Raw genomic sequence first — 23804 nt, 5'->3', positions numbered from 1 at the left:
CCTGCCAGGTGTTGGACCGCTGCGACTACCGTTCGACTCCCTGAGTTCCACAACTTCTTCAGGCCATCTCCAACATTGCCTGAAAGGCCGCGCCTAGCCGGGAAGCGACGGTCTAACCACTACCGTCGCAGTGGAAGTCAGACTTCCGTCTGTTCCGCCATTTCAAGAGCATCATCGACCTCGATTTCCAGGTGCCTGACGGTGCTTTCAAGTTTCGTATGACCAAGCAGGAGTTGGACAGCGCTTAGGTTCGTCGTAGCGTGTGAGTGCCGTACAAGATTGGGTCAAGGCCAATGGTCGTCACCCCAAGCGGGAACTTCAGGGTACTGGCCAGGTCAATTGCGGCCTTATATCGGAGATGCCGAGCAGCGCTGTGGCCTGTTTTACGGCAGTGCCGTCCTTGATCAGCCGAGTCCGTCCCCTGATGCCAACCAAGAGTTTTCTGTCGGGTCTCATCTTGGCGTTCTGCGCCGTCGCGTCGCTTTGTTCGGTTGCTGCTGAGCGAAGAGTTCCCTCGCAAAGTAACAGCGCATCAACCACCCTGATCGAAACCGCCTCGCGGCAGTATGAGAATGGCCAGTTGGACCAAGCCGCTGCCACGCTGGAGCGTGCCCTGCATATCCAGCCGAACAATCCCGCGACGCTGCATTACCTCGGTGTGTTGCGTCTTCAGCAGGGGCAGTACCAGCAGGCTGAAACCTTGGCGGCGCGCTCGAACATGCGGGTTGGTCGCAACGTCGAGTTGCGCAACCGCAACTTCCAATTGATCCAGGCGGCGCAGCAGGCCCAATCTTCGGGTACCCCACCCAATGCCAAAGAGGACCTGGTCGCAGTACAGAAGGGGCTGGAAGAGGAGACCCAAAGGCGCCGCGAAGCGGAAATGGCGGTTGTTGAGCAATCCACTCCGGACACTGGGCGCGACGCTGGCAACTTCGCTAACACAGAGACAGATCGGGCGCCGGATTTATCGACGGCTAGCAGACCTCAGCCCGAAGGGGAAGTGCAAATGGCTAATGTCGAGCCAGAGCGGGCGTACGCTGAGGTTGAGATTCCCCGCGGCCATATGCCGCCTCCGGGCAAATGCCGAATTTGGTTTCCTGATCGTCCGCCGGGGCATCAGCCTGCACCCGGCAAATGCAAGAAGCTGCGATATCGGGTTCCCTCAGGGGCCTACCTGGTGCGCGGTTGAGTTTCTGAGTGTCCACTTCTGGCCGATTTTTGCCGGTCGTGACCGGCAGCCCCCGACCCATTGCAGTCGTTCAGCGTGCCAAAAACGCAGTCCGAAAGTCATTCTGTTGCCGTGGGCGAAATGGCGAGCAGCGTTCGCCACCAATGGACGTAGAAACGACGGTCAAAGCTAACGGGCAAGAACCCTTTTGTGTGGCTGCGCTACACACTTGAACGCCTGCCATAGGTAATCTCGGTTGAAAACTACGAAGCCCTGATGCCTTGTAACTGCTCGCTTTCATCAGCCTCGCTGAGCGCACTGCCTATTTTTGAATAGGTGGGGTTCTTGAAGCGCTTACAATTGTTCGGCCGCATCCTGAGCATCGTCAATTCGCCCGATAATACAGTCCGAGGCGTCAGATCCCTGATATGAGTTTCCATGGCCAAAATTTGCGCTCCTGCCCTTTTTAAAGCCTGCGCATTTTTTTGGGCCAGAGCCTTAGCGTCATTGAAAAGGGGTGACAACACTTTTTCTAATACATCGAGCCGGTAAATAAGCCGGCGCCGATCTTGAAGGGAATTACGGCAAGCAGAAGACCGTCTGAACCCAACCCTGCAACGTGTATTTCTGATAGACCTCAGCGGGAATATCCACATACGGTGCGTTGATGAATGTCTCGGGAATTACCGGGCAAGCCTCGTCGACGACCAGAATATTGCACGGGTTATAAAAGTCATATTCGGTAACGCTGCTGTTCGTTGTGATGATTTTTTTGCGAAACGCCATCGCTTCGAAAAAACGAAAACTCAAACCCGTCTGGCCGGCCTTAGAAATATCTATGACAATCCTGGATTTTTTGACCAACTCCTCCACGGACTCCAAAGACATCCGCTCTTTAAAATAGGTTATGCCTGGATGCGAGTCAAGGATGCTCTTGCACTGAACCAAAAACTTGTAATCGGAGATGTTGAGACGATCAACCTCATGGGCCAGGCGCACTAGAAGCGGGACTCGGTCTTTACCGGACATGACTACAAAAGCCGAGTATTCGCGGGGCTGACTTTCGGCGTCATAGTCGGCATAAATATAGTTGTACAGCTTTTGCAGGCCATGGCTTTGAGCATTTTTCCGGTCAAACGAAAACACCTCGTCGTACTGGGCAAGCTCTTCTGTACCCATCGGCAATCGGCTGAAACTGTCATAAAGGTAGGCCACCTTGTCGTGGCTGACGGACGCGACCATAGGTTTTTACCGCGCGCAGAAGTAGTGTCGCCGCCGCCTAATGATTTTCGGTAGTAAATTTCATTCACCTGTGAACTAGTTTTTCATATGGGCCGAGATTCTAGTAGCAGACTTAAAATTACATTGGATCATGCGCGAAAAAAAATAAAGTAATCACCCCTGAAGAGAGTACGGCTTGTAAAAAAACAACAGTTCGCACTGGAGCTGCCGCAAGGGAGGCGCTTAGGTTTGTGGGTACAATTACGCGAAAATCGTTGCGAACCAGGAAGATAAGGAGCAAGAGATGTCGAGTGTTTTCGTTAAGGAAGTACTTCGCAATTTAAAATTTGATGGGTAAAGGCATGTTGATTTTTGGGCGAGGGGGGCTTCGCGAATACAATAAGCCACGAAATAATGCTTTTTATGTCAAGTTTCCCGGTGGGTTTATCGGAGTCTATTCGTCAACCGACGGACCTGTCTTGTTTGTCAATGACGGCCAGTATTTCTTTACTGATCCGACATGGAGTGTGTCGGCTCAAAGGCGGGCAGATGTTAAAGAAGTTAGCCTAATCGGTTCTCAAGGCATCCTTATATTCGAATATTCATTTGTGGCACTTGAATCGTTGGGTGTTTGGTCAAAAGTGCAATTTGACGCTACCTCGGGCTAACAAAGAAGCGGCGTTATCGCGAATTGATTGATAGGTAGAAAGAAAAAAGCATTAATCGGTAGCGGGGTGATAGAACTCGATGCGATTTTGTGTGCTAAGCAAGTTGCGCACCAATTGCGGATTGCGCCAGCATTTGTAAAAATTTGCGTTATCCCGCAATGCTGCTATAAAAAACAGGCTCGCATTAACATTGGAGTGCTTTGTTCAACCACAGTCCGTGTTTAGACGTCTCGGATGACAGTTATCATCTAAGGAATAAATACTCATGGCTATAAAAGAGATTGGCAAGTTTTCACTGCATAATGGCGGCGGTTTTGTTGCAAGAGGCGAAGTCACATATCTTGATGACGGCGGCGAAAAGCATCTTTCTGGCAATGCGGGTGACATTCTTCTTGGTCAGACCAAGGAAGTTGATCCGGGTGCGTTCGATATTCCGGATGGAAGTATTGTTTCACTCTATGTCTTTGTCGTGTGGGGCTACGACAATGAGGCAAGGCAATCCTTCATCTACAAGAAGGGAAGCACTGTAGTTGCCAACTATACAATTACCGGCACTACATTGAGCAATACTCTCGGGTTGATCTCAGTGGAATAATGGTCCCGGCGCCCGGACATATTGCTGCGGCTCCTGCCCGGGCTGTACCGGAAAGAAACGATAAAGCTCGGCAATAGAAGAGGGAGATGTATCGTGAGCGATCAGAACGATAACGACGAAGGCAATGAAAATCGTTGGACCAACTGGGCGGGAAACGTGACGAGCGTACCGGATGAAATCGCCTATCCCACCAGCTTGTCTGATGTTCAGAATCTAGTGAAACGTTGCGCTGGTACCACTATACGTACCATTGGTACCGGTCATTCTTTCAGCCCCCTTATCGTCAACAATGGCGAGACCCTCGTCGAAATGTCGGCTTATACCGATGGCCCGCGAAAGGCTTGGCGATGGCAGAACAACGGGGTCGATCTTGTCAGCTTTCTGCCCTCGGCGCTCTGGTCTGAAGTCCGCGATGCCCTGACTGCCCCGGACCCGTCGCTACCGCAGATGTATTTATCATCGACGGGGGCTCTGGCCTCGATTAACGCAACTGGCTTCGTGGTGGCAGGCTGCCATGGCACTGGCTGGAATCAGCAGACGGTGTCCGACCTTGTCTACGCGGTCGAAATTGTCGCTGCCGATGGCCAGTTGCACGTTTTTTCTGAGGAAACCACTCCCGACGATATGCCGGCCGTTCGCGTCAATCTCGGCACACTGGGGATCATCACCAAGCTGACGCTGCGGGTCGAGCCGCTCTACAATCTCCATGACGAAGAAATCGTCACTGCTACCGAAAGCGTGATGGGTCCGAACCCGAACGGCACCGGGGGCGAGATAAGGCCGCATAGTCTGCACAAGCTGTTGACCGAGAACGACTATGTCGAGCTGTTCTGGTTCCCGGGCAGCGGCTACAACAATGGGCAAATCTGGATCAAGAAATTTAACCGGACCCAAGACGAGTCACGCGATATTCCGCTCAGGCCGGATGGCTGGGCCGATAAAATGGCGACCCAGGTCATGGAGTGGACGGCGACCCATCCCCTATTCTGGACGCCGATCCTGTCTTTGACTTGGAACACGATCCACGATAGGGCAAAGGCTATCGAGGCCAAAGGTGGCTTCGTTGCCCCGGCCCCACGCGTAATGTTTTATGTAGACCAGGCCTTTCCAGTCCTCGACCTCGAAGTCGCCATTCCCATTCCTCAAACGGGACCGGGAGCATGGGACGTTGATAATATCGTCCGGGCCTGGTACGCAGCACTCAACTATGCCTACAAGTTCCAAGGCGATTTTCCGCTCACAACCTGTCTCCACGCCCGCTTTACGAAGACGAGTCAATCTCTGTTGTCTCCCGCTTTTTCAAGTGCCACGGAAGACCGGGTCTGCTGGATGGAAATCATTAGTGCATATCCCAAATCCGAGCCCGATGCTGGTAAGCGGTCCGCGGCGATGGCTCCCCATCTCGCCATGATCAACTCTGTCATGGCGGACTGGATCGGCGCCCGGAACGGGCGGCCACATTGGGCCAAGAATTGGCAATACATCACGCCGCATATAGACGTGAAATCACTCTACCCGGATCAGAATCTGCAGAAATTTAATAGTTTGCGCCGCCAGCTCGATCCTCACGGCATGTTCCTGAATCCGTTCTTGTCGCAGCAGGGCCTGTTTTCGTAGCCGCAAAGGGACCTGCATTGAGTAGAGGATGTACGCCGGCCCCCTGGAAACGTGATGGGTTGCATTTCCGAGTTGTTGCAGCTATCCGACACGGTTTTTCGTGGACGTTTTAAGGACTTACAGTTGCCATTTGCGTTGAGGACACGTCTGTCGGAAAACAACTGTTTTCCGACAGATCTCGCCGTGGTTCTGTCGCAGTAAGCATCCAGTAGACTGCGCGGCTATCGAATTGAATACGGTGAGTCGTTGATTAGTCCGGAATTAGCGGCGTTTTACTCGGGCTTAAATGCTTTAGCTGCGCGAGCATTTTGCTGGGTGGCATTGAGCTCATGTACATGATCACCAAGGACCAGATGTTTGGCCCCGGGAAAAATTTTTCTGCAACTGAACAGTTTTACTCATTGGCCCACTGAGGGATGGTTCCCCCGGGTTTTGAGGCGTCCGCTCACTTACTGCGACATAAGAGCTAGAGACCGCCGCTACGGACTATACCGTGCGTCTTGCCCGTGGAATCGCCCACCCCGCGCAACAGGGGGAGTGATTAGCCAAGCGCGGGCAGATATTACGTAGCAGCGCAGATTTCCAAACGATGTCTGCGTGTTTTTACACACTCTGGGCCGATTACTGCCCTTGGCGAGTGGCAGAAAATGGCCGATTGCTTCCGGTCACGAATGGCTCCTATTGGCCGATCGCTGCCTGTCCGGGAGGGCTGATTTCGACTGTGGATTCAACCGAAAGCAGTCGGTTGCGGTCAGCTGATTTCGGCCTGGGCTGACTCAACGTAAAGATCGTCAGATCAACAGTAAGGTGGGGTCGCCCACCTCTTGATACTGCAGTTTTCAGTACGATTTAGTGATGTTTTACGGCTCTAATCCGCATCAGTATGTGTGAAAGTATGAGAGCTGCGACGGGCGCAATTACAATCACGGCGGACCTTGGTGACAAGTCGACTCCCAGCAGATGGACGCCCGAATACAGCAATTTCAACAAGCTCAGCACGTAATACGTGATGGCAATAATGGAAAGGCCTTCAACCGCCCGCTGAATCTTGATCTGAGCATCGGCCCGGGCGTTCAGGCTTTTCAGGATTTCGGCGTTCTGTTCTTCCATCTCTACCTGTACGCGCGCCTGCAAAAGGTCACCTAGATTGGCCACGCTCTTGGCCAGCACATCGAGCCGTTGTTCCGTCACGGCGCAGTACCTTACCGTCGGTTTGAAGCGTCGCTCAATGAAGATTCCCAGGCGCTGGTAGTCACCTGCGCGATTCTCCCGCAATTCTGCCAGTCGATCGAATACGAGCTGCGCGTAAGCTTGTGTGGCACTGAAGCGATGCCGGTGCCTGGCTGAGAGACTGACGACTTTGGCCGACAACGCTGCAATTTCTGAAAGCAGTTTTTTTGCATTGCTGGAGTCGGGCGCAGCGTTTCGCTCCGACAGGTCGACCAGGGTTCTATCGAAGGCATCGAGTTGCGAGCTCAATTGCTTCGCTGTTGGAAGCGCAAGCGAGGCCATCATGCGATAGGTTTCAATCTCAAGTAGCCGGCGAATCATTCGACCTTGGCGGTAGGCGTTGAGGTGAGTGTTGATGAACAAAAATCTGTTTTCACCGCATTCGCTCAGCCGGAAGTCGCTCCATACCGCCGCATCGCCACCCCCGATGGACGAGCCGCACGGGTCCTTGAATCCGTACGCCGCGTGATCCCCCTCCCATGAGTCATGGTTGCGCACCACAATTTGCACGCGGTTGATCAGCAGCTGGGTGTAAGGGCTGATCTTTGCTGCCAGGGCCTCAGGCAAGGAAGTCCAGTGCGGGCGATCCGTGTTCGCGGTGACGACGTAAGTAAGGGTAAAGAACTCCGCATGTCGCTCCCATTTCAGCCAATGCTCGTCAAGCCTGGTGATGCCTTGGGGGATTTCACCACTGACTGGTTCGTCGTAGAGGCTGTTGAGCAGTGCCTGTCGCTCATTGTCGCTGCCCAAGACGGCCAGGTGAAAAACATAAGCCGGCTCGCTGAAGTACAGGGAAGGGCGGGCGTGCAGTTCGTCATGAAGCGTATGTCGTAACGGGTGCATAGTGCTTATGCCTTGAGCGCTGAGTCTCTGCTACAGGCAATGATGCCCAGGGCAAAGTGAGTCAGGGCATCCGTGAGTTTTTGTTCCGGGACGTCAATGATTTGCCAGAGGGACTGTCCGTAAAGCATGCCGATGACGGCCTCTGTGATCAGGCCTGTGCGGTCACTGATGCAGCCAGTTTCGCCACACTCGGCGGAAACGATGGCCTTCAGCAGGGTGGCGTAGCTGCTCTTCAGCTGATTGATCTCCTGTTGTTGATCATCGCTGAGGTTGACGAACTCCCGTGTCACCAGCATTAGCCGATGTTTCTCGGTCAGGTTGAACACCACAAATGCGTGCACAAAGCGCTGGAGACGGTCGCGGTGCGTCCGGGCTCCCCGCATGCGGCGCTTGGTACCGGCCAACAGGTCGGAGACTGCGCCTTCGATCAGTTCGAACAACAGGCTTTGTTTGTTCTCGATATGGTTGTACAGCGAGCCGGCATGCAGCCCCAACTGGCCAGCCAGGTCACGCAGGCCGATGGCCTGGTAGCCGCGCGTTGCAAAGAGTTCCAGTGCAACATCGAGCAGGCGGTCGCGGGCACTCGGGGCGGGGTGCTTCGGTGTGTTTGCGGCAAGCATAGGAGGTCAGGCGCTCTGCGTTGAGAGAAGTGCAGTGGCGGTCCTGCTGGACCGCCCTGCCGTGAGTGTGTAATCAGGCTGGATTGGCTTCTTCCGGAAGAATCAGCTGCGCGGGAATCCGTTGCGTCGAGTTACGCGCCACCCAGTAGTAAATGAGGGCTGGTACGGTTAGGCCGATCAACCACGAAATGTCCGTCCCACCCAAGGTTTCAACCAAGGGGCCGGTGTAGAAACTGGTGGCAATGAAGGGCATCTGAATCACTACGCCGAGGGCGTAGACTGCTATGCCGGTGACATTCCAGCGTCCGTATCGACCATCCGGATTGGAGAGGGCGGGGATGTCATAGCGCTCCTTGGTCACCAGATAAAAGTCAACTAGGTTGATGGCGCTCCAGGGCGTGAAAAAGGCCAGCAGGAACAGGATGAACGCTGAGAAGTCATGAAGGAACGAATGCCTCCCCAACAGCGCCAGCGCCGTGGCGAATCCGACCATGACCAGGATGTAGATCAACCGCACGGTTTTGGAAATTTCCTGGTTGCCTCTGAAACCGCTGATGATGGTAGCCAGAGACATGAAACTACCGTAGGCGTTGAGCGTGGTAATGGTCACCTTCCCGAACACGATACTGAAAAACAGCAGTGACGCGACGACGCCGCTGGCCCCCATGCCGACGATGTAGGACACCTCGTGGCCGGCAAACTGATCACCCGCCAAGGCGGCGACGAATACACCGAAGACCATGGAAATTTGAGTGCCGATCACTGAGCCCAGGCCCACAGCCAAAAAGGTTTTCCAGGCTGAAGTCTTTCTCGGCAGGTAGCGCGAATAGTCAGCGACATAGGGGCCGAATGCGATCTGCCAGGAAGCCGAGAGTGATATTGCCAAGAGAAAACTGGCCAGTGAAAAGTGTCGATTTCCAAGCAGCTCGCTGATGTCATGAGCTGACAGCAAGCGGTAGAACAAGTAGAAGAAAGACACCACGCCAATCAGGCTCGACAGGCGTCCGATCAAATGGATAGTCCGATAGCCCAGCACTGTGAGCACAACGATCATCACCGCGAAAATCAGGATGCCAGCGGCGTCACTGACATTGACCAGTTGACTGATGGCCTGGCCCGCAAGCACCGAGCCGCTGGCAGAAAAGCCCACGTACATCAGGCAGACCAGGACGATAGGGATAACGGCGCCGTAGACGCCGAATTGCACGCGACTGGAGATCATCTGCGGCAGGCCCAACTGGGGGCCCTGAGCGGCGTGCAGCGCCATGATTGCGCCGCCCAACAGTTGCCCGATCAACAAGCCAATCAGCGACCAGAACACATCGCCGCCCAATACGACAGCCAGTGCACCAGTGACGATCGCAGTGACTTGAAGGTTGGCGCCGAACCACAGGGTGAACTGACTGAGCAGCCGGCCATGGCGCTCGGACTCAGGTATGTAATCGATGGATCGCCGTTCTATATACGTCTTGCGCTGCGCACTTTCTTTGGTGGCGGACATGGCAGTTCCTCTCGGGCGTCGTACTGTACGACAGCCTTCTCGTGGGGGAGTGACTCAGGGGAGGGCCTGTTAAACAGGCCCGGTTTTTCGCTCGATCAGCGCTGGGCGTCGAGCAAGCTTCGCGAAATGATGATTTTCTGCACTTCGGACGTGCCTTCGAAAATGCGCAGGATCCGTGCGTCGCGTACGTAGCGTTCCAGTGGAAGGTCGCGGATGTAGCCATAACCGCCATGGAGCTGGAGCGCTGCATCGGTGATGAAACCGGCGCATTCGGCGGCGACCAGTTTGGCGGTGGCCGAGTCCAGGCTGAAGCGCTCACCGCTGTCGCGGCGGGCGGCGGCTTTCCAGGTCAGCATGCGGGCACCTTCCAGCTGTGCATACATGTCGGCGAGACGCCACTGTGTGCCTTGGTAGGCGGCAAGCGGCTTGGGGCCGATCTGCCGTTCGCGGACCCAGTTCAAGCTCGCTTGCAAGGCGGCATTGGCGATCCCCAAGGACATGGCCGCCACTTCAACGCGACCCCGGTCCAGCACCGCCATTGCCGTGTTGAAGCCGGCACCTTCGATGCCCAGCAATGCCGATTCGGGCAACCAGCAGTCCAGGGCCAGCTCATAGATCGTGCTGCCACGCAGTCCCATGGTTTTTTCCGGACTGGAGAAGCTGATCCCTACCGTTCCCTGGGGAATCATGAAGGCACTGATGCCCTTGTGGCCGGCTTCGGCGTCGGTCTTGGCATAGAGCACAATGAAGCCTGCTTCGCGGGCATTGGTGATGTAGTGCTTACTGCCGCGCACCCGCCAACCGCCATCTTCACGCTGCGCACGGCAGCGCATGTCGGCCGGGTTGGAGCCTGCTGCCGGCTCCGTCAGTGCGAAGGCGCCGAGTAATTCACCGCTCGCTGCGCGAGGTAGCCACTCGTGCTTCTGCTCTTCGGTACCGCCGATCAGGATCGAATCGGTTGCCAGAAAATGCGCAGTCAACGCCGATGCAGTGGAGGCGCAGGCGCCAGCCACGGCTTCAACGACGCGGCTCATGGCCAGGCTGCCAATGCCCAGTCCGCCGTACTCTTCGGGCAAATTGATACCCATGCCACCCAGCTCGGCCAACGCCTGCAGGCTTTCGGCACAGAATGTCTCGGTTTCGTCGTAATGCTGGGCGCGCGGCTGGATCACCTCGCGAGCCAGTTTTTCAGCGGTTTCGACAACGGCCAATTCGACCTGATCTAATTTAAAGTTCATGGGAAAGCTCCTGTTTGTTCAGTCCGAAAGCATGGTTGTCGGCGCCGAGGCGTGGGGCGTGAGTGACTGCGTGGGGTTTGCGGCCATTGAAGAAAACAGGTTGCGGTACCAGCGGTTGCGCGGAGCCTTCGGGGTGAATCAGCAACTGTCGTACTTGGGCCTGTTCGCTGCTGGCGGCCTGGGCGAGGTTCCACACCGGGGAGGACGGCACGCCCGCCTCGAGCAGGATGTCGCAGACCTGCTCAACGCTCATTTGCTGCGTCCAGACTTCGATTTCGGCGCGTAGCGCCGGCTCGTTGAGTGTGCGTTGCGGGTCATCGGCAAAGCGTGGGTCGCTGCCAAGTGCTGGCTTGCCCAGGCATTCGCATAACCGTTGGAAGAGCTTGTTGCTCGCCACGGCGATGACCACTTGACCGTCGGCGGCGCGGTAAGTATCAAAGGGGGTCGAAACCGGATGGCGGTTGCCCACCAGCCCAGGCGCAACACCATTGGCGAGGAGATTCGACAGGCCGGTCATTTGCAGGCTGAACAACACATCGAACATGGCGACGTCGATGTACTGGGCGCCGGGTGCATGCCGTTCGCGAGCGAATAGCGCGGAGCTGATGGCCCAGGCCGCATAAACACCGGCGCAAAGATCACCGATGGCTTCGCCACTGCGTGTAGGGCCTGTCTCTGCAAAACCTGTGACGCTCATTAGCCCCGACATTGCCTGGGCGACGATGTCATAGGCCGGGTTAGCCGACAGCGGACCATGCTGGCCGAAACCGGAAATGCTCGCGTAGATCAGCTTGGGGTTGTATTGCTTGAGGGTGTCGAAGTCGATACCCAGGCGACGTGTCACGCCGGGACGAAAGTTTTCCACGACGACGTCTGCGTCACGGACCAGCTCATATAGCCGGGCACGATCAGCAGTGGACTTGAAGTCCATTTCGACACTGCGCTTTCCGCGATTGATCAGGCCGAAATAGACACTCTCGCCATCCTTGAAGGGGCCCAGGTGACGGCTGTCATCGCCGTGGTCAGGGACTTCGAATTTAATGACGTCGGCGCCCAGGTCGGCGAGCATGGCCGTGCAATGCGGACCGGCCAAAACGCGGCTCAGATCAAGCACGCGAATGCCTTGGAGTTGTTGGGTAAACGGACTGCTGCTCATGGTGCAGGCTCCTCGATTCCGGGGCTTAGACGTTGCCGATCATCGGTAGGTTGAGGCCTTGTTCCTTGGCGCAGTCGATCGCGATCTGGTAACCCGCATCGGCGTGACGCATGACACCGGTGGCCGGGTCGTTGTGCAGCACGCGAGCGATACGCTCGGCCGCTTCGTCAGTGCCGTCGCAGACAATCACCATGCCCGAGTGCTGGGAGAAGCCCATGCCGACGCCACCACCGTGGTGCAGGGAAACCCAGGTCGCGCCGCTGGCGGTGTTGAGCAGAGCGTTGAGCAGTGGCCAGTCGGAGACGGCGTCGGAACCGTCCTGCATCGATTCGGTTTCGCGGTTAGGGCTGGCCACCGAACCGGAGTCCAGGTGGTCGCGACCGATCACGATGGGCGCGGACAATTCGCCGCTGCGCACCATTTCGTTGAACGCCAGACCGAGCTTGGCGCGCAGGCCCAGGCCAACCCAGCAGATACGGGCCGGCAGACCCTGGAAGCTGATGCGTTCGCGGGCCATGTCCAGCCAGTTGTGCAGGTGGGCGTCGTCCGGGATCAGCTCCTTGACCTTGGCGTCGGTCTTGTAGATGTCTTCAGCGTTGCCCGACAGTGCAGCCCAGCGGAACGGGCCGATGCCACGGCAGAACAGCGGACGGATGTAGGCCGGTACGAAGCCTGGGAAATCGAATGCGTTTTCCACGCCTTCTTCCTGGGCCATCTGACGGATGTTGTTGCCGTAGTCGAAAGTCGGCACGCCCATTTTCTGGAAGTCCAACATCGCTTTAACGTGCACGGCCATCGATTGCTTGGCGGCTTTGACCACCATTGCCGGATCGGTGACGGCGCGGTCGCGGTACTGCTCCCAGGTCCAGCCGGCTGGCAGGTAGCCGTTGAGCGGGTCGTGGGCGCTGGTCTGGTCGGTGACCATGTCCGGGCGCACGCCGCGACGGACCAGCTCCGGGAGGATTTCAGCGGCGTTACCCAGCAGGGCAATGGAAATCGCCTTGCCTTCTTTGGTGTATTTGTCGATGCGGGCCAGCGCGTCGTCGAGGTCGGTGGCTTGTTCATCGACGTAGCGGCTGTTCAGGCGGAAGTCGATGCGGCTCTGCTGGCATTCGATGTTCAGCGAGCACGCGCCGGCCAGGGTTGCAGCCAGTGGCTGAGCGCCGCCCATGCCGCCCAGGCCTGCGGTCAGTACCCACTTGCCTTTCAGGTCATCGTTGTAGTGCTGGCGACCGGCTTCGACGAAGGCTTCGTAGGTGCCCTGAACGATGCCCTGGCTGCCGATGTAGATCCAGCTGCCGGCGGTCATCTGGCCGTACATGGCCAGGCCTTTGGCGTCGAGTTCGTTGAAGTGCTCCCAGCTCGCCCAGTGCGGTACCAGGTTGGAGTTGGCAATCAGTACGCGCGGGGCGTTGCTGTGGGTCTTGAACACGCCGACCGGCTTGCCGGATTGCACCAGCAGGGTCTCGTCGTCGTTCAGGTTGGTCAGGCTTTCGACGATCTTGTCGTAGCATTCCCAGTTACGTGCCGCACGACCGATGCCACCGTAAACCACCAGTTCCTTAGGGTTCTCGGCGACTTCCGGGTCGAGGTTGTTCATCAGCATGCGCAGCGGCGCTTCGGTCAGCCAGCTTTTGGCGGTCAGCTTGTTACCGCGGGCAGAGCGGATTTCGACATCACGCAGGCGAGTGGTCTTGGTGGTCATGGTTATCTCCTCATTCAGTGGTGAACGGGGTGGTAGTCACGCTTACAATGTCTGTATACGCTTATACCAACCTGTATGTACAAGTGAATGCAAGTGAAGGGCCAAATGCGCCTGATGAAAGCCGAATGAAAATTAGAAAGTAAATAAAATAGTTTTAAATCAAATAGTTAAGATTTATACGAAATTTCTGAGCGGAGCGGGATGGACGAAAATGTTGTTGCAATTTTTCGATTGGTGGTCACGATAGTTGTGCGTTATGTAACACTTTTTCGCGATCGGCTTGAGGAGTGTCACCATTCTGCCAATTGGGTCGGCACGGGTAACAGCTTCAGAGGGATGGCTAGGGGGAGATGTCTATCGAGCGGCAGGCGGGGGCCGCTCGACCTGTGAGTCAGTTGCCGAACTTGCCTTCGAGGCGATAGCGCGAACCTGGGTAAACCAGGCGTGCGCAACCCACTTGACCCATTGCCGCCCATGTACGACGGCGAATCAGCAGGCACGGTTCATAGCGATTGATTTGCAGAAGCTTGCACTCGGCAGATTTGGCGTGAATCGACTCGACCACGTGCTCGCCTTCGGTCAGCGGGGCCAGTTGAATCAAATAGGCGTAAGGCGTGACCTTGGTAAAGTCCTGCTGCAGATAGGCGGGTGCGACCTCGGCATTGACAAAGCGCTCTTCGATCTGCACCGGCACATCATTTTCGTGATGCACGACAACCGAATGGAACAAGCGCTTGACCCCCTCGAGGGGAAAGGGCATCGAAGCTCGCGCCCGTTCAGGCATCTCTTCAAGCACGACCACTTCACAGCGATGCTCATGACCTCGGGCCGCAATCTCTTCCGCAATGTTGTGGATCTCGAAGAGCGCCGCATGGCCTTTTGGTTCGGCTACAAAAGTGCCTACACCCTGCATGCGCACCAGCGAACCCTCAATGGTCAGTTCTCGCAGCGCCCGGTTGATGGTCATGCGACTCACGCCGAGCAAATTCAGCAGTTCACTTTCAGAGGGCAGTTTGGAATTGGGCAGCCACGCACCGGAGCGAATCTTCTGCATGATGATTTGCTTGACCCGTGCATAAAGCGGGGAGGGGCTTTCGAGCGAAAAGGGCTCGAGGGATGCATTATCCTCAATAGGTTTGGACACAATAATTCCCAATATAAAAATGAATTGCTCCGATAGGCCTGGAGCGAAGTTTACTCTGCAGCCAAGGATACGCCTATGCATGCAATGCATCGACGGGGTAAGGGGGCGCTGTTCTGAACAACCACTTGAGAGCGGCCTGCCGCCAATACTGGAAGCCCGGAAGTCCAACCAGGTTGAGGCGGGGTGATGGGCAATTAACTCAAGATGTACGCGGCTCTGAGCAAGCGCTGTTAGCCCGGTCGTAACATGGGTTCAGTTGAACGTGAGGGGCCGCTTCTGGCCGATTCTGTTGAAAAAGTCGGCCATGGTTTGCGCATCAGAAAAGTACGCGTCCGAGATTGAAATCTTTACTTTTGGCAGAGGCTTCCGGACTCGGATTTCACGTAGCTGCGTGCAAAAAAGGCGTTTTCACTAGTCAATGATCAGGCAGTTTGGGCAGACCGACTGTTTTCAACAGAATCGGCCACTTTCTGCCTCTCGCAAAAGACTGTAATCGACCCAAAGAAACCATTTTCACGCGCTAACCAGGGATTAGCTGTGTTCAGGTTTTCCTGCATTTTTAATCCAGGTATCAAGCTCTGTAACCATTTTGTTGACCTCACTGTCCTCTCGTTCCGAGGGGCGAACAATGGCGTTCCAGGCGATGTCGAGGCCGTCATTCAGGGCGGCCCACGCCAGCTCCCCACGCTCAAGGCTGGGGGTCACCAGGTCCCGTTGCAATATGCTGATTCCGTATCCTGACCGAACCAGTTCAACGATGGCTTCGATCAACTCCACCGTGATCATTCGACGCGGCAAGATGCTGGCAGGGGCGAAAAACCGGTCATATTCCCAGCCACTGGCGCGATCGGTTGAATACGTCACCAGGTTGTAAGTCTTGAAGTCCTCCGCGTAGATATTTTTCCTGCCTGCCAGAGGATGATCGGTCGCCATGATCGCAATCAGGTCGTCCCGAAACAGCGGCAGTTTTGCTACGCCACTAGGCACCATGCCGTCATCGATAATGGATACATCCAGTCTGCCTTGCATCAGGCTCGCGTAAACATCATCGCGGGGCACGGTCACCAGAGTGATTTCAATGTCTGGCCGAAGGCTGGAGTAGTGCTTGATGAATTTTGGAATCCAGCGAAACGGACCGTAGGAGGTGACGCCCATGCGTACAAAAGCGGTGACGCCGCCGGCCATGGATCGGGCTTCGGACTCGGCTTCATTGAGTGTGGCGATGATGTCTTTGGCGGCCCGTTCCAGGCGCACACCGGCAGGGCTGAGTCTGAGCTTTCCTCCTGATCTTTCCGTCAGGCTCACACCCAGCCGCCGCTCCGCTTCGCGCAGGCGGTGACTGACGGCTGAAGGGGTCAGCCATAGACGCTCGGCCACCGCCGTAATCGAATCGACTTCCGACAGGGTTTTCAACATCACAAGGTGATCCAGCGTCAGTCTCATGGCAGGCGACCTGAAAATAATTCACAAAATTGCGTAAAATTATGAGCGTGACTTGTTTTTGGTGCCGTTGCAATCTGAATCCAGCAGAGCCCACCGGAGACCAACAACAATGACTACCCTGCCTTTCACACCTGCGCTCACCCTGGGCGATATCATTGATCTCGAGCGTTACCCCATTACCGATCGCACCAGTCCCGCTTATCTCGCACTGGTCACGCGCAGTCAGGCGTTGCTGGGACAAGAGGGCGTTGCGATCTTTCCGGGTTTTGTTCGTGATCCATCGGTTGTCGCGATGGCGCAACAGACACTTGCCCTGCACTCGCGCATGTTTCATTTTCGGGAAAACCACACGGTTTATTTCAAACCCCAGGACGAAAGCGTTGACCCGGAACATCCGCTCCGGCGCTTGATGAACACGGCAAAAGACACCGTTGCTTATGCCGATATTCCTGCCGACCATTTGATCCGGCAGATCTACGGATCGGACGAAGTCCTTGCTTTCATCAAGGATGTCCTGGATCTGGACACGCTCTATCGTCATGCCGATCCGCTGGCCGCCCTTAACTTGCAGGGCTTCACGGCTGGACAGGAGTTGGGATGGCACTTTGATCGTTCCGACTTCAGCGTCACGCTGTCCCTTCAGGCGGCGAGTGCTGGCGGGGATTTTGAGTACGTGCGCATGCTGCGCAATGAATACGACGATTGCTATGACGCAGTCAGGCAATTCCTCGATGACTCGCAAACACAGCAGATAGAGGTTCTGCCTCAAGTGCCAGGCACCCTGACATTGTTCCGTGGCCGCTATTCATTGCACCGGGTCACGCCGGTGGAAGGAGGCAGGTTGAGGCTCAACGCGGTGTTCGCGTATGTGGATCAACCCAATGTCGAGTTCAGTGCCTATGCCCGGCAATTGTTTTACGGGCGTACCTCCGTTGACCCGGCAGTCTGAGTTTCGCCCATAACAATAAAAGCAATTGATTCACGCCTTTGCCTCACGTGTTTGCGCGCGTACCTGTCCATGCTGAATCAGATGGGCTCGTTTGTTCCTGTGTCGCACACAACAGTTCGCTGCCCCCAATAATAACGATTCGGAGCGTCTGATCATGAAAAACAGGAAGAGTTTGCTGGCCTCGTTACTTACCCTCGGCTTGCTCGTTGGTAGTGCTTCAAGCCAGGCTTCGGGATGGTGTGAATCGGGCAAGCCGGTGAAATTTGCCGGGTTGAACTGGGAGAGCGGGATGCTCCTCACCGACATCATGATGATCGTGCTCAAGGAAGGCTACGGCTGCGCAACGGATCAGTTGGTGGGTAACACCATCATTCTTGAGACCGCGCTGGCCGGCAACGACATTCAAGTGTTTGGCGAAGAGTGGATGGAGCGCAGCGAAGTCTGGAAGAAGGCTGCGGCAGCCGGGAAGGTCGTCGGGGTTGGCGCGCCGATCGTCGGTGCGACTCAAGGCTGGTATGTGCCGCGCTATGTCGTGGAGGGGGACGCAAAACGCAATAGACCGGCGCAAGCACCCGACCTCAAGACAGTCGCCGACCTGAGCAAGTACCCTGGCGTTTTCAAAGACTCGGAGGAGCCGTCCAAAGGCCGCTTCTACAACTGTCCCGCTGGCTGGATCTGCGAACAGGACAATACCGAGATGCTGAAAGAATACGGTCTTGAAAGCACCTTCATCAACTTCCGTCCAGGCACTGGTGCGGCATTGGATGCAGCGGTCCTGTCCAGCTATAAACGCGGTGAACCGGTACTGTTCTACTACTGGTCACCGACCCCGTTGATGGGACAGATCGATGCGATAAGACTGGAAGAAAAGACTGGGGCCAACAAAGACGTCATCACCATGGTCGGGCTCTCCAAGGCGTTTCATGAACAGGCGCCCGAGCTGGTCGCAGTATTGGAGAAGGTCAACATTCCCATCGATCTGCTGAATCAGAATCTGGCCAGGATGACCCGGGAACGCATCGAGTCGCCGAAGCTGGCCAGGATGTTCCTCAAGGAACACCCGGAAGTTTGGCATGCCTGGGTGGATGAAGGCGTAGCAAAAAAGATCGAGGCATCGCTCTAACCGGCCTCCAGGGCAAGGACGCCTGACTTCTGTAACGCCCCTCTGAACACAACCTCTTTACCCTTTCTACAAAGTGGAGGCTTCTCTTTGCCTCCGGGAATCATGACCATGATCAAATCACGAGCGGCCGTCGCCTTCGCGGCGAACCAGCCTCTGCAAATTGTCGAAATCGATGTGGCGCCGCCGCAAGCCGGTGAGGTGCTGGTGCGCATTGTTGCGACAGGCGTGTGCCATACCGATGCGTTTACCTTGTCCGGCGCCGATCCGGAAGGGATCTTCCCCGTCATTCTTGGCCACGAAGGTGGCGGTATTGTCGAAGCGGTGGGCGAGGGGGTGACCTCACTTGCAGTGGGCGATCATGTGATCCCGCTCTACACCCCGGAATGCGGAGACTGCAAATACTGTAAGTCCGGGAAGACCAATCTCTGCCAGAAAATTCGTGCAACCCAGGGCAAGGGATTGATGCCAGACGGCACCAGTCGTTTCTCCTATAACGGCCAGCCCCTGTTCCACTACATGGGCACGTCGACCTTTTCCGAATACACCGTGCTACCCGAAATTTCCCTGGCCAAAATCCCCAAGGATGCGCCACTGGAAAAGGTCTGCCTGCTCGGTTGCGGTGTGACCACCGGCATTGGTGCGGTGCTCAACACTGCAAAAGTGGAAGAGGGCGCCAGCGTGGCGATCTTCGGTCTGGGCGGCATCGGCCTGGCCGCCATTATTGGCGCCACCATGGTCAAGGCCGGTCGCATCATCGCGATCGATATCAACCCGGCCAAGTTCGAAATCGCCAGGCAACTGGGCGCTACCGACTTCATCAACCCCAACGATTACGACAGACCGATCCAGGGCGTGATCGTCGAGATGACCGGGGGCGGTGTCGACTACTCCTTCGAATGCATTGGCAACGTCCATCTCATGCGCGCGGCCCTGGAGTGTTGCCACAAAGGTTGGGGTGAGTCGGTGATTATCGGAGTTGCCGGCGCGGGCCAGGAAATCAGTACCCGACCGTTCCAGCTGGTGACCGGTCGGGTCTGGCGCGGCTCGGCATTTGGCGGTGTTAAAGGCCGCAGCGAACTGCCCACTTATGTCGAGAAGACCCAGGCCGGTGAAATACCGCTCGACACCTTCATCACCCACACCATGGGGCTTGAGGACATCAACAAGGCCTTCGAGTTGATGCATGAAGGCAAGAGCATACGCACCGTTATCCATTTCGATCGCTGATTGAATCGTCCTGGCGTTGAGCGTCTGACGTCTCGCGCACGGGCCAACTGCAATATCTACTCACTGTGTCTTTATAAAGAGAGCATCAAAATGAGCATCTTCACTCACGTCACCGTCGGTACCAACGATCTGCAAAAGGCCCGCAGTTTCTACGACAATGTGCTCAGCACACTCGGCCAGAAACGCATCGCTGATCTGGAAGATAATGGCTCGATCTGGGGTGAGAATGCCCCGTCCTTCTTCGTCCTGAAGCCGGCGAACGGTGCTCCGGCCAGCGTCGGTAACGGTGTCACCATCAGCTTCGAAGCACCGGATCGCGCCGCTATCGATGCCTTCCACGCGGCAGCCCTGGCCTGCGGTGGCACCGACGAAGGTGCACCGGGCCCGCGAGGTTGGGCCCCTAACGCCTATGCGGCCTATGCGCGGGACCTGGACGGTAACAAGCTGGCCGTGTACTGCTTCAAGGCTGCGTAAGCTTCATTCAAGCTGCGCATTCACTTCTGTGAGCCGGTCAATCCAACATGAGGTTTTGGTCATTTTCAGAAGATGCCAGTGACACCATGTTTCAGGAGTCGTGTAACAGGCGGCCGGTCGGTAGCCTTTTGCTACCATCAGCCGCAGTTGGTCGGTAGCCGCCTGTTGCGACTGGCAACAACCGATCTATATAGCTACCTTTCGCGAGAGGCAGTTAATGGCCGATTGCTGCCTATCACGAAGGGCGTGAGGCTGCCCTTCGCGCAGGGCAGTTAACGGGCAATAACGGAGGTTGGTGATAGTGTGCCAATAATCAAGAGTCGACATTCACAACTGTCTACTAAACCACCGGCGTTTCGTGGAACCATGAAGCTGTTAACCAAAATCGTTTGTTTGCCCGTGAATACGGTGCGCTCTACTCCGGCGAGTAGCGTAAAACTACAGGAGTCTGATGGCGCTGGACTCTATAACTCTATAACTCTATAAGCAGTGCAGATCGCATTAAGTCGAACTGAAAACCTGAAGGCCCCGTGCAGCCTGGATATTTTCTCAGGCAGTCGCCGCAGCCTGGTCTGGTTGCCGGCACTCCCGGCTTGCCGAGCCCGCCCGCCGGCCATACGATTCGACTATTCCTCAGGCGGAGGAGTCATTGTGAAGCCGGTGATGCTCCTGACGCGCATCCTGGCGCCTGCCATCGCTCTGGCGCTGGCATCCGCCGGCCTGCATGCCGACGACCCGTTCGCGCCGTTGCGCGACGCCATGGTGCGGGAGATCGCCAACATGTCGTCCGTCACCCGCGACGAAACCGGCAGAGTCGAGTTTGCCGCGCCGGTGATGGCCGCGATAGCCAAGGTGCCACGCCATAAGTTCGTCCCGCCCGACGAGGTGCCCTACGCCTACGAGAACCGGCCGCTGCCGATCGGCTACGGCCAGACCATCTCCCAGCCCTACATCGTCGCCCTGATGACCGACCTGGCGCAGGTCGGGCCCGGCGACGTGGTACTCGAGATCGGCACCGGCTCGGGCTACCAGGCGGCGATCCTCGCCGAGCTGGCGCAGGCGGTCTACACGATGGAGATCATCGAGCCGCTGGCAGTGCAGGCCGGGGAGCGCCTGGGCCGGCTAGGATATGCGAAGGTGCAGGCCCGGCTGGGCGATGGCTACCACGGCTGGCCCGAGCACGGGCCTTACGACGCCATCCTCGTCACCGCCGCCGCCAGCCATGTGCCGCCGCCACTGATCGCCCAGCTCAAGGCCGGCGGACGGATGGTAATCCCGGTCGGCGCGCCGTTCATGATCCAGTACCTGCTGCTGATCGAGAAGGCCGGCGATGGCAGTGTGTCCACCCGGCAGTTGCTGCCTGTGCGCTTCGTGCCGCTGGTCGGAGGAGATTGAGCATGCATTCGCCGCCGTTGCTCGCCCTGGCGCTGCTGTCTGCCTCCGTGCTCGGCTATGAGGTGCTGCTGTTGCGGCTGCTTTCGATCATCCAGTGGCACCATTTCGCCTACATGATGATCAGCGTCGCGCTGCTCGGCTACGGCGCTGCCGGCACCGCAGTGGCGCTGGCACGGCCTGTGCTGGCGCCGCGCTTCCACGGCGTGTTCATCGGCGGCGCGGTGTTGTTCGGGCTGAGCGCCATCGCCTGCTTCAGCCTGGCCCAGCAGGTTCCGTTCAATCCCCTCGAGATCCTCTGGGACGCGCGGCAGTCGGCGCGCCTGCTGATGATCTACCTGCTGCTGTTCGTGCCGTTCTTCTGCGCGGCGGTGTGCATCTGCCTGACCTTCACCTGCTTTCAGGAACAGATTCACCGGATCTACGCTTTCGACATTCTCGGCGCCGGCTTGGGCAGCCTGGCGATCGTCGCCGCGCTGTTCGCCCTGACGCCCGTCGATGCGCTGCGGCTGCTGGGCGGCACCGGCATCGCCGCCGGGGCGCTGGCCGGCATGGCTTGCACGGGGCACAGGCACTGGCTCGTGCCGTTGCTGCTGGCGGCGGCGGTCGCGGTGCCGGCCGGCGTGCCCGGGCGCTGGATCGCCCTGTCGCCCTCCGAGTACAAGGAACTGAGCCAGACGCTGCGTATCAAGGATGCGCGCGCAATCGCCCAGACCTGGAGTCCGCTGGGCCTGCTCACGGTCGTCGACAGCCCGACCATTCCCCTGCGCTACGCACCGGGCCTAAGCCTCAACGCGACGCAGGAACCGCCCGCACAACTGGCCATCTTCACCGACGGCGACGGCCTTTCCGTGCTGAACCGCTATGACGGACGCCGCGAGCCGCTCGCCTACCTGGACTACCTGACCTCGGCTCTGCCCTATCACCTCCTGCGGCAACCCCGCGTGCTGGTGCTGGGCAGCGGCGCCGGCGCCGATGTGCTGCAGGCGATCTACCACGGCGCCAGCGCGGTGGATGCCATCGAACTGAACCCGCAGGTGATCGATCTGGTCCAGCGCCGCTTCGCCGACTTCTCCGGTAAGCCTTACAGCGCGCCCAACGTCCGTGTGCTGATCGGCGAGGCGCGCGGCCTGGTGGCTTCGCGCGGCGAGCCTTACGAGCTGATCCAGATCGCCCTGCTGGACTCCTTCGGCACCGCCTCGGGCGGCCTGCATGCGTTGTCCGAGAACTACCTGTACACGGTGGAGGCCTTCACCGAGTACCTGCGCCATCTCGCGCCCGGCGGCCTGCTGGCCATCACCCGCTGGGTCACCCTGCCGCCGCGCGATGTTCCCAGGCTGCTGGCCACCGCGGCCGCGGCCATCGAGCGCGACGGGCAGGCCAGCGCGGCGCGCCGCATCGTCATGATCCGCGGCTGGAAGACCGCGACGCTGCTGGTCAGCAACAGGGATTTTGACGACGCCGGCATCGCCGTGCTGCGGGAGTTCTGCCGGGCGCGCTCCTTCGACCTGGCCTACTACCCCGGGATGACCGTGACCGAGGCGAACCGCTACAACCTGCTCGACCGGCCCTGGTTCTTCGACGCGGCGCAGGCCCTGCTGTCCGGCGAGCGCGCGGAGTTCCTGGCGCACTACAAGTTCGACGTGCGTCCGACCACGGATGATCGGCCGTATTTCTTCCTCTTCTTCAAGTGGCGCTCGCTGCCGGAACTGCTGGCGCTGAAGGCGCAGGGCGGCCTGTCAATGCTGGAGTGGGGCTATCCGGTGCTGATCGCCACGCTGCTGCAGTCCGGCGTGGCCGCCGTGCTGCTGATCCTGGCGCCGCTATGGGTGGCGCGGCGGCGCCAGCGGCGCTCTCGAAATGCGGCTTTGGCCAGGTTCGAACTTCGGGTCGTGTCCTACTTCGCCGCCATCGGCGGTGCCTTCATGTTCATGGAAATCGCCTTCATCCAGAAGTTCACCCTGTTCCTCAGCCACCCGTTGTATTCGGTGGCAGTAACGCTCAGTGCGTTCCTGATCTTCGCTGGCCTCGGCAGCCGTTACTCCGGCCGGCGGCGGGGGGACATTGGAACGGGTGTGGGGCCCCGTCATCCGCTGGCGCGTCCGGTCCTGGCGATCTGCGCGATCGTGCTTCTCTACCTGATCGTCCTGCCCCCGTTGTTCCAGTTGCTGGCGCCGGTGCAGACCCTCGCCAGGTTCGGCATCTGCGCCGCGCTGGTAGCGCCGCTGGCGTTCGCCATGGGCATGCCGTTTCCGCTCGGACTCGGGCGCGTCTCCGCGCGCGCCGAAGCACTGGTGCCGATCGCCTGGGGCGTCAACGCCAGCGTATCGGTGGTGGCGGCCGTGCTGGCGACCCTGCTGGCGATCCACCTGGGCTTCACCGTGGTGTTGCTGCTAGCGTTGCTGCTGTATCTCGCGGCGGCGGTCGCGTTTCCCTGATCGCGGCGGTTTGGAAAAAGGGGACAGATTTATTTCTCTACTCTAGAACTGA

Annotated in this window: 18 protein-coding genes and 1 pseudogene; 9 read left to right on the top strand and 10 right to left on the bottom strand. The window is 57.8% G+C overall.

Features of this window, described 5'->3' with window-relative positions:
• Positions 1-137: 137 nt before the first annotated feature.
• Positions 138-304 (bottom strand): annotated as a pseudogene (locus AC1DVE_RS13490) (tyrosine-type recombinase/integrase); the annotation flags it as partial.
• Between the two features lie 120 nt (positions 305-424).
• On the opposite strand from AC1DVE_RS13490, the gene AC1DVE_RS13485 reads away from it, so the two are divergent.
• On the top strand, positions 425-1189 hold the full coding sequence (locus tag AC1DVE_RS13485; RefSeq protein WP_223455566.1) for a tetratricopeptide repeat protein: 765 nt from the start codon (positions 425-427) through the stop codon (positions 1187-1189).
• A gap of 558 nt (positions 1190-1747) precedes the next feature.
• Here the strand turns inward: AC1DVE_RS13485 and AC1DVE_RS13480 are convergent.
• Complete coding sequence (locus tag AC1DVE_RS13480; protein ID WP_223456356.1) at positions 1748-2410, bottom strand: WaaS/CpsH family glycosyltransferase; 663 nt, start codon at positions 2408-2410, stop codon at positions 1748-1750.
• Between the two features lie 912 nt (positions 2411-3322).
• Between AC1DVE_RS13480 and AC1DVE_RS13475 the strand changes: the two genes are divergently transcribed.
• Both AC1DVE_RS13475 and AC1DVE_RS13470 read left to right on the top strand, forming a co-directional pair.
• Positions 3323-3652: a hypothetical protein gene (locus AC1DVE_RS13475; RefSeq protein WP_223456355.1), complete on the top strand. Its 330-nt coding sequence runs from the start codon at positions 3323-3325 to the stop codon at positions 3650-3652.
• Positions 3653-3745: 93 nt separating this feature from the next.
• Positions 3746-5269 (top strand): D-arabinono-1,4-lactone oxidase, encoded by a 1524-nt coding sequence (locus AC1DVE_RS13470; RefSeq protein WP_223456354.1) that lies wholly within the window; start codon positions 3746-3748, stop codon positions 5267-5269.
• A gap of 849 nt (positions 5270-6118) precedes the next feature.
• Here AC1DVE_RS13470 and AC1DVE_RS13465 read toward each other — a convergent pair.
• The 8 genes from AC1DVE_RS13465 to AC1DVE_RS13430 form a co-directional block, all read right to left on the bottom strand.
• Positions 6119-7342, bottom strand: coding sequence for a DUF3422 domain-containing protein (locus tag AC1DVE_RS13465; RefSeq protein WP_223456353.1), 1224 nt, complete (start codon positions 7340-7342; stop codon positions 6119-6121).
• Between the two features lie 5 nt (positions 7343-7347).
• Positions 7348-7962 carry a TetR/AcrR family transcriptional regulator gene (locus tag AC1DVE_RS13460; protein ID WP_223456352.1) on the bottom strand — a complete coding sequence of 205 codons (615 nt, stop codon included), beginning with the start codon at positions 7960-7962 and terminating at the stop codon, positions 7348-7350.
• Positions 7963-8035: 73 nt separating this feature from the next.
• Positions 8036-9463, bottom strand: coding sequence for a purine-cytosine permease family protein (locus tag AC1DVE_RS13455; RefSeq protein WP_046043091.1), 1428 nt, complete (start codon positions 9461-9463; stop codon positions 8036-8038).
• Between the two features lie 95 nt (positions 9464-9558).
• Positions 9559-10701 carry an acyl-CoA dehydrogenase family protein gene (locus tag AC1DVE_RS13450; protein ID WP_477783968.1) on the bottom strand — a complete coding sequence of 381 codons (1143 nt, stop codon included), beginning with the start codon at positions 10699-10701 and terminating at the stop codon, positions 9559-9561.
• Positions 10691-11770, bottom strand: a complete 1080-nt coding sequence (locus AC1DVE_RS13445; protein ID WP_411741606.1) for a CaiB/BaiF CoA transferase family protein — start codon at positions 11768-11770, stop codon at positions 10691-10693. Before AC1DVE_RS13445 ends, AC1DVE_RS13450 begins: the two co-directional genes overlap by 11 nt.
• A gap of 112 nt (positions 11771-11882) precedes the next feature.
• Positions 11883-13562, bottom strand: coding sequence for a urocanate hydratase (gene hutU / locus AC1DVE_RS13440; RefSeq protein ID WP_223532136.1), 1680 nt, complete (start codon positions 13560-13562; stop codon positions 11883-11885).
• A 391-nt stretch (positions 13563-13953) separates the two neighbouring features.
• Positions 13954-14706: a histidine utilization repressor gene (gene hutC, locus AC1DVE_RS13435; RefSeq protein ID WP_046038586.1), complete on the bottom strand. Its 753-nt coding sequence runs from the start codon at positions 14704-14706 to the stop codon at positions 13954-13956.
• A gap of 531 nt (positions 14707-15237) precedes the next feature.
• Positions 15238-16149: a LysR family transcriptional regulator gene (locus AC1DVE_RS13430; RefSeq protein ID WP_223456349.1), complete on the bottom strand. Its 912-nt coding sequence runs from the start codon at positions 16147-16149 to the stop codon at positions 15238-15240.
• A gap of 109 nt (positions 16150-16258) precedes the next feature.
• Here AC1DVE_RS13430 and AC1DVE_RS13425 point away from each other — a divergent pair, with 109 nt between their 5' ends.
• The 6 genes from AC1DVE_RS13425 to AC1DVE_RS13400 all read left to right on the top strand — a co-directional run bounded on the left by AC1DVE_RS13425 (position 16259) and on the right by AC1DVE_RS13400 (position 23752).
• A complete protein-coding gene (locus AC1DVE_RS13425; RefSeq protein ID WP_223456348.1) occupies positions 16259-17098 on the top strand; it encodes a HalD/BesD family halogenase in 840 nt (279 codons plus the stop codon).
• Positions 17099-17252: 154 nt separating this feature from the next.
• Positions 17253-18221 carry an ABC transporter substrate-binding protein gene (locus AC1DVE_RS13420; protein WP_223456360.1) on the top strand — a complete coding sequence of 323 codons (969 nt, stop codon included), beginning with the start codon at positions 17253-17255 and terminating at the stop codon, positions 18219-18221.
• A gap of 108 nt (positions 18222-18329) precedes the next feature.
• Positions 18330-19448 (top strand): S-(hydroxymethyl)glutathione dehydrogenase/class III alcohol dehydrogenase, encoded by a 1119-nt coding sequence (locus tag AC1DVE_RS13415; protein WP_223456347.1) that lies wholly within the window; start codon positions 18330-18332, stop codon positions 19446-19448.
• Positions 19449-19538: 90 nt separating this feature from the next.
• Positions 19539-19922 carry a VOC family protein gene (locus AC1DVE_RS13410; protein ID WP_223456346.1) on the top strand — a complete coding sequence of 128 codons (384 nt, stop codon included), beginning with the start codon at positions 19539-19541 and terminating at the stop codon, positions 19920-19922.
• 651 nt (positions 19923-20573) lie between these two features.
• Positions 20574-21317: a protein-L-isoaspartate(D-aspartate) O-methyltransferase gene (locus AC1DVE_RS13405; RefSeq protein WP_223456345.1), complete on the top strand. Its 744-nt coding sequence runs from the start codon at positions 20574-20576 to the stop codon at positions 21315-21317.
• A gap of 2 nt (positions 21318-21319) precedes the next feature.
• Positions 21320-23752 carry a polyamine aminopropyltransferase gene (locus AC1DVE_RS13400; protein WP_223456344.1) on the top strand — a complete coding sequence of 811 codons (2433 nt, stop codon included), beginning with the start codon at positions 21320-21322 and terminating at the stop codon, positions 23750-23752.
• Positions 23753-23804 lie beyond the last annotated feature (52 nt).

It is taken from the genome of Pseudomonas sp. P4_B4 (assembly GCF_056402255.1).
This window is presented reverse-complemented; position numbering and strand designations above follow the sequence as displayed.

Bases quoted from the DNA above. Each gene is read 5' to 3' on its own strand.
- AC1DVE_RS13475 (WP_223456355.1), top strand. From the start codon at position 3,323: ATGGCTATAAAAGAGATTGGCAAGTTTTCACTGCATAATGGCGGCGGT.
- AC1DVE_RS13430 (WP_223456349.1), bottom strand. From the start codon at position 16,149: ATGAGACTGACGCTGGATCACCTTGTGATGTTGAAAACCCTGTCGGAA.
- AC1DVE_RS13445 (WP_411741606.1), bottom strand. From the start codon at position 11,770: ATGCTCGCCGACCTGGGCGCCGACGTCATTAAATTCGAAGTCCCTGAC.
- AC1DVE_RS13465 (WP_223456353.1), bottom strand. From the start codon at position 7,342: ATGCACCCGTTACGACATACGCTTCATGACGAACTGCACGCCCGCCCT.
- hutU (WP_223532136.1), bottom strand. From the start codon at position 13,562: ATGACCACCAAGACCACTCGCCTGCGTGATGTCGAAATCCGCTCTGCC.
- AC1DVE_RS13425 (WP_223456348.1), top strand. From the start codon at position 16,259: ATGACTACCCTGCCTTTCACACCTGCGCTCACCCTGGGCGATATCATT.
- AC1DVE_RS13460 (WP_223456352.1), bottom strand. From the start codon at position 7,962: ATGCTTGCCGCAAACACACCGAAGCACCCCGCCCCGAGTGCCCGCGAC.
- AC1DVE_RS13415 (WP_223456347.1), top strand. From the start codon at position 18,330: ATGATCAAATCACGAGCGGCCGTCGCCTTCGCGGCGAACCAGCCTCTG.
- AC1DVE_RS13485 (WP_223455566.1), top strand. From the start codon at position 425: ATGCCAACCAAGAGTTTTCTGTCGGGTCTCATCTTGGCGTTCTGCGCC.
- AC1DVE_RS13450 (WP_477783968.1), bottom strand. From the start codon at position 10,701: ATGAACTTTAAATTAGATCAGGTCGAATTGGCCGTTGTCGAAACCGCT.
- AC1DVE_RS13410 (WP_223456346.1), top strand. From the start codon at position 19,539: ATGAGCATCTTCACTCACGTCACCGTCGGTACCAACGATCTGCAAAAG.
- AC1DVE_RS13455 (WP_046043091.1), bottom strand. From the start codon at position 9,463: ATGTCCGCCACCAAAGAAAGTGCGCAGCGCAAGACGTATATAGAACGG.
- AC1DVE_RS13480 (WP_223456356.1), bottom strand. From the start codon at position 2,410: ATGGTCGCGTCCGTCAGCCACGACAAGGTGGCCTACCTTTATGACAGT.
- AC1DVE_RS13420 (WP_223456360.1), top strand. From the start codon at position 17,253: ATGAAAAACAGGAAGAGTTTGCTGGCCTCGTTACTTACCCTCGGCTTG.
- AC1DVE_RS13400 (WP_223456344.1), top strand. From the start codon at position 21,320: ATGCATTCGCCGCCGTTGCTCGCCCTGGCGCTGCTGTCTGCCTCCGTG.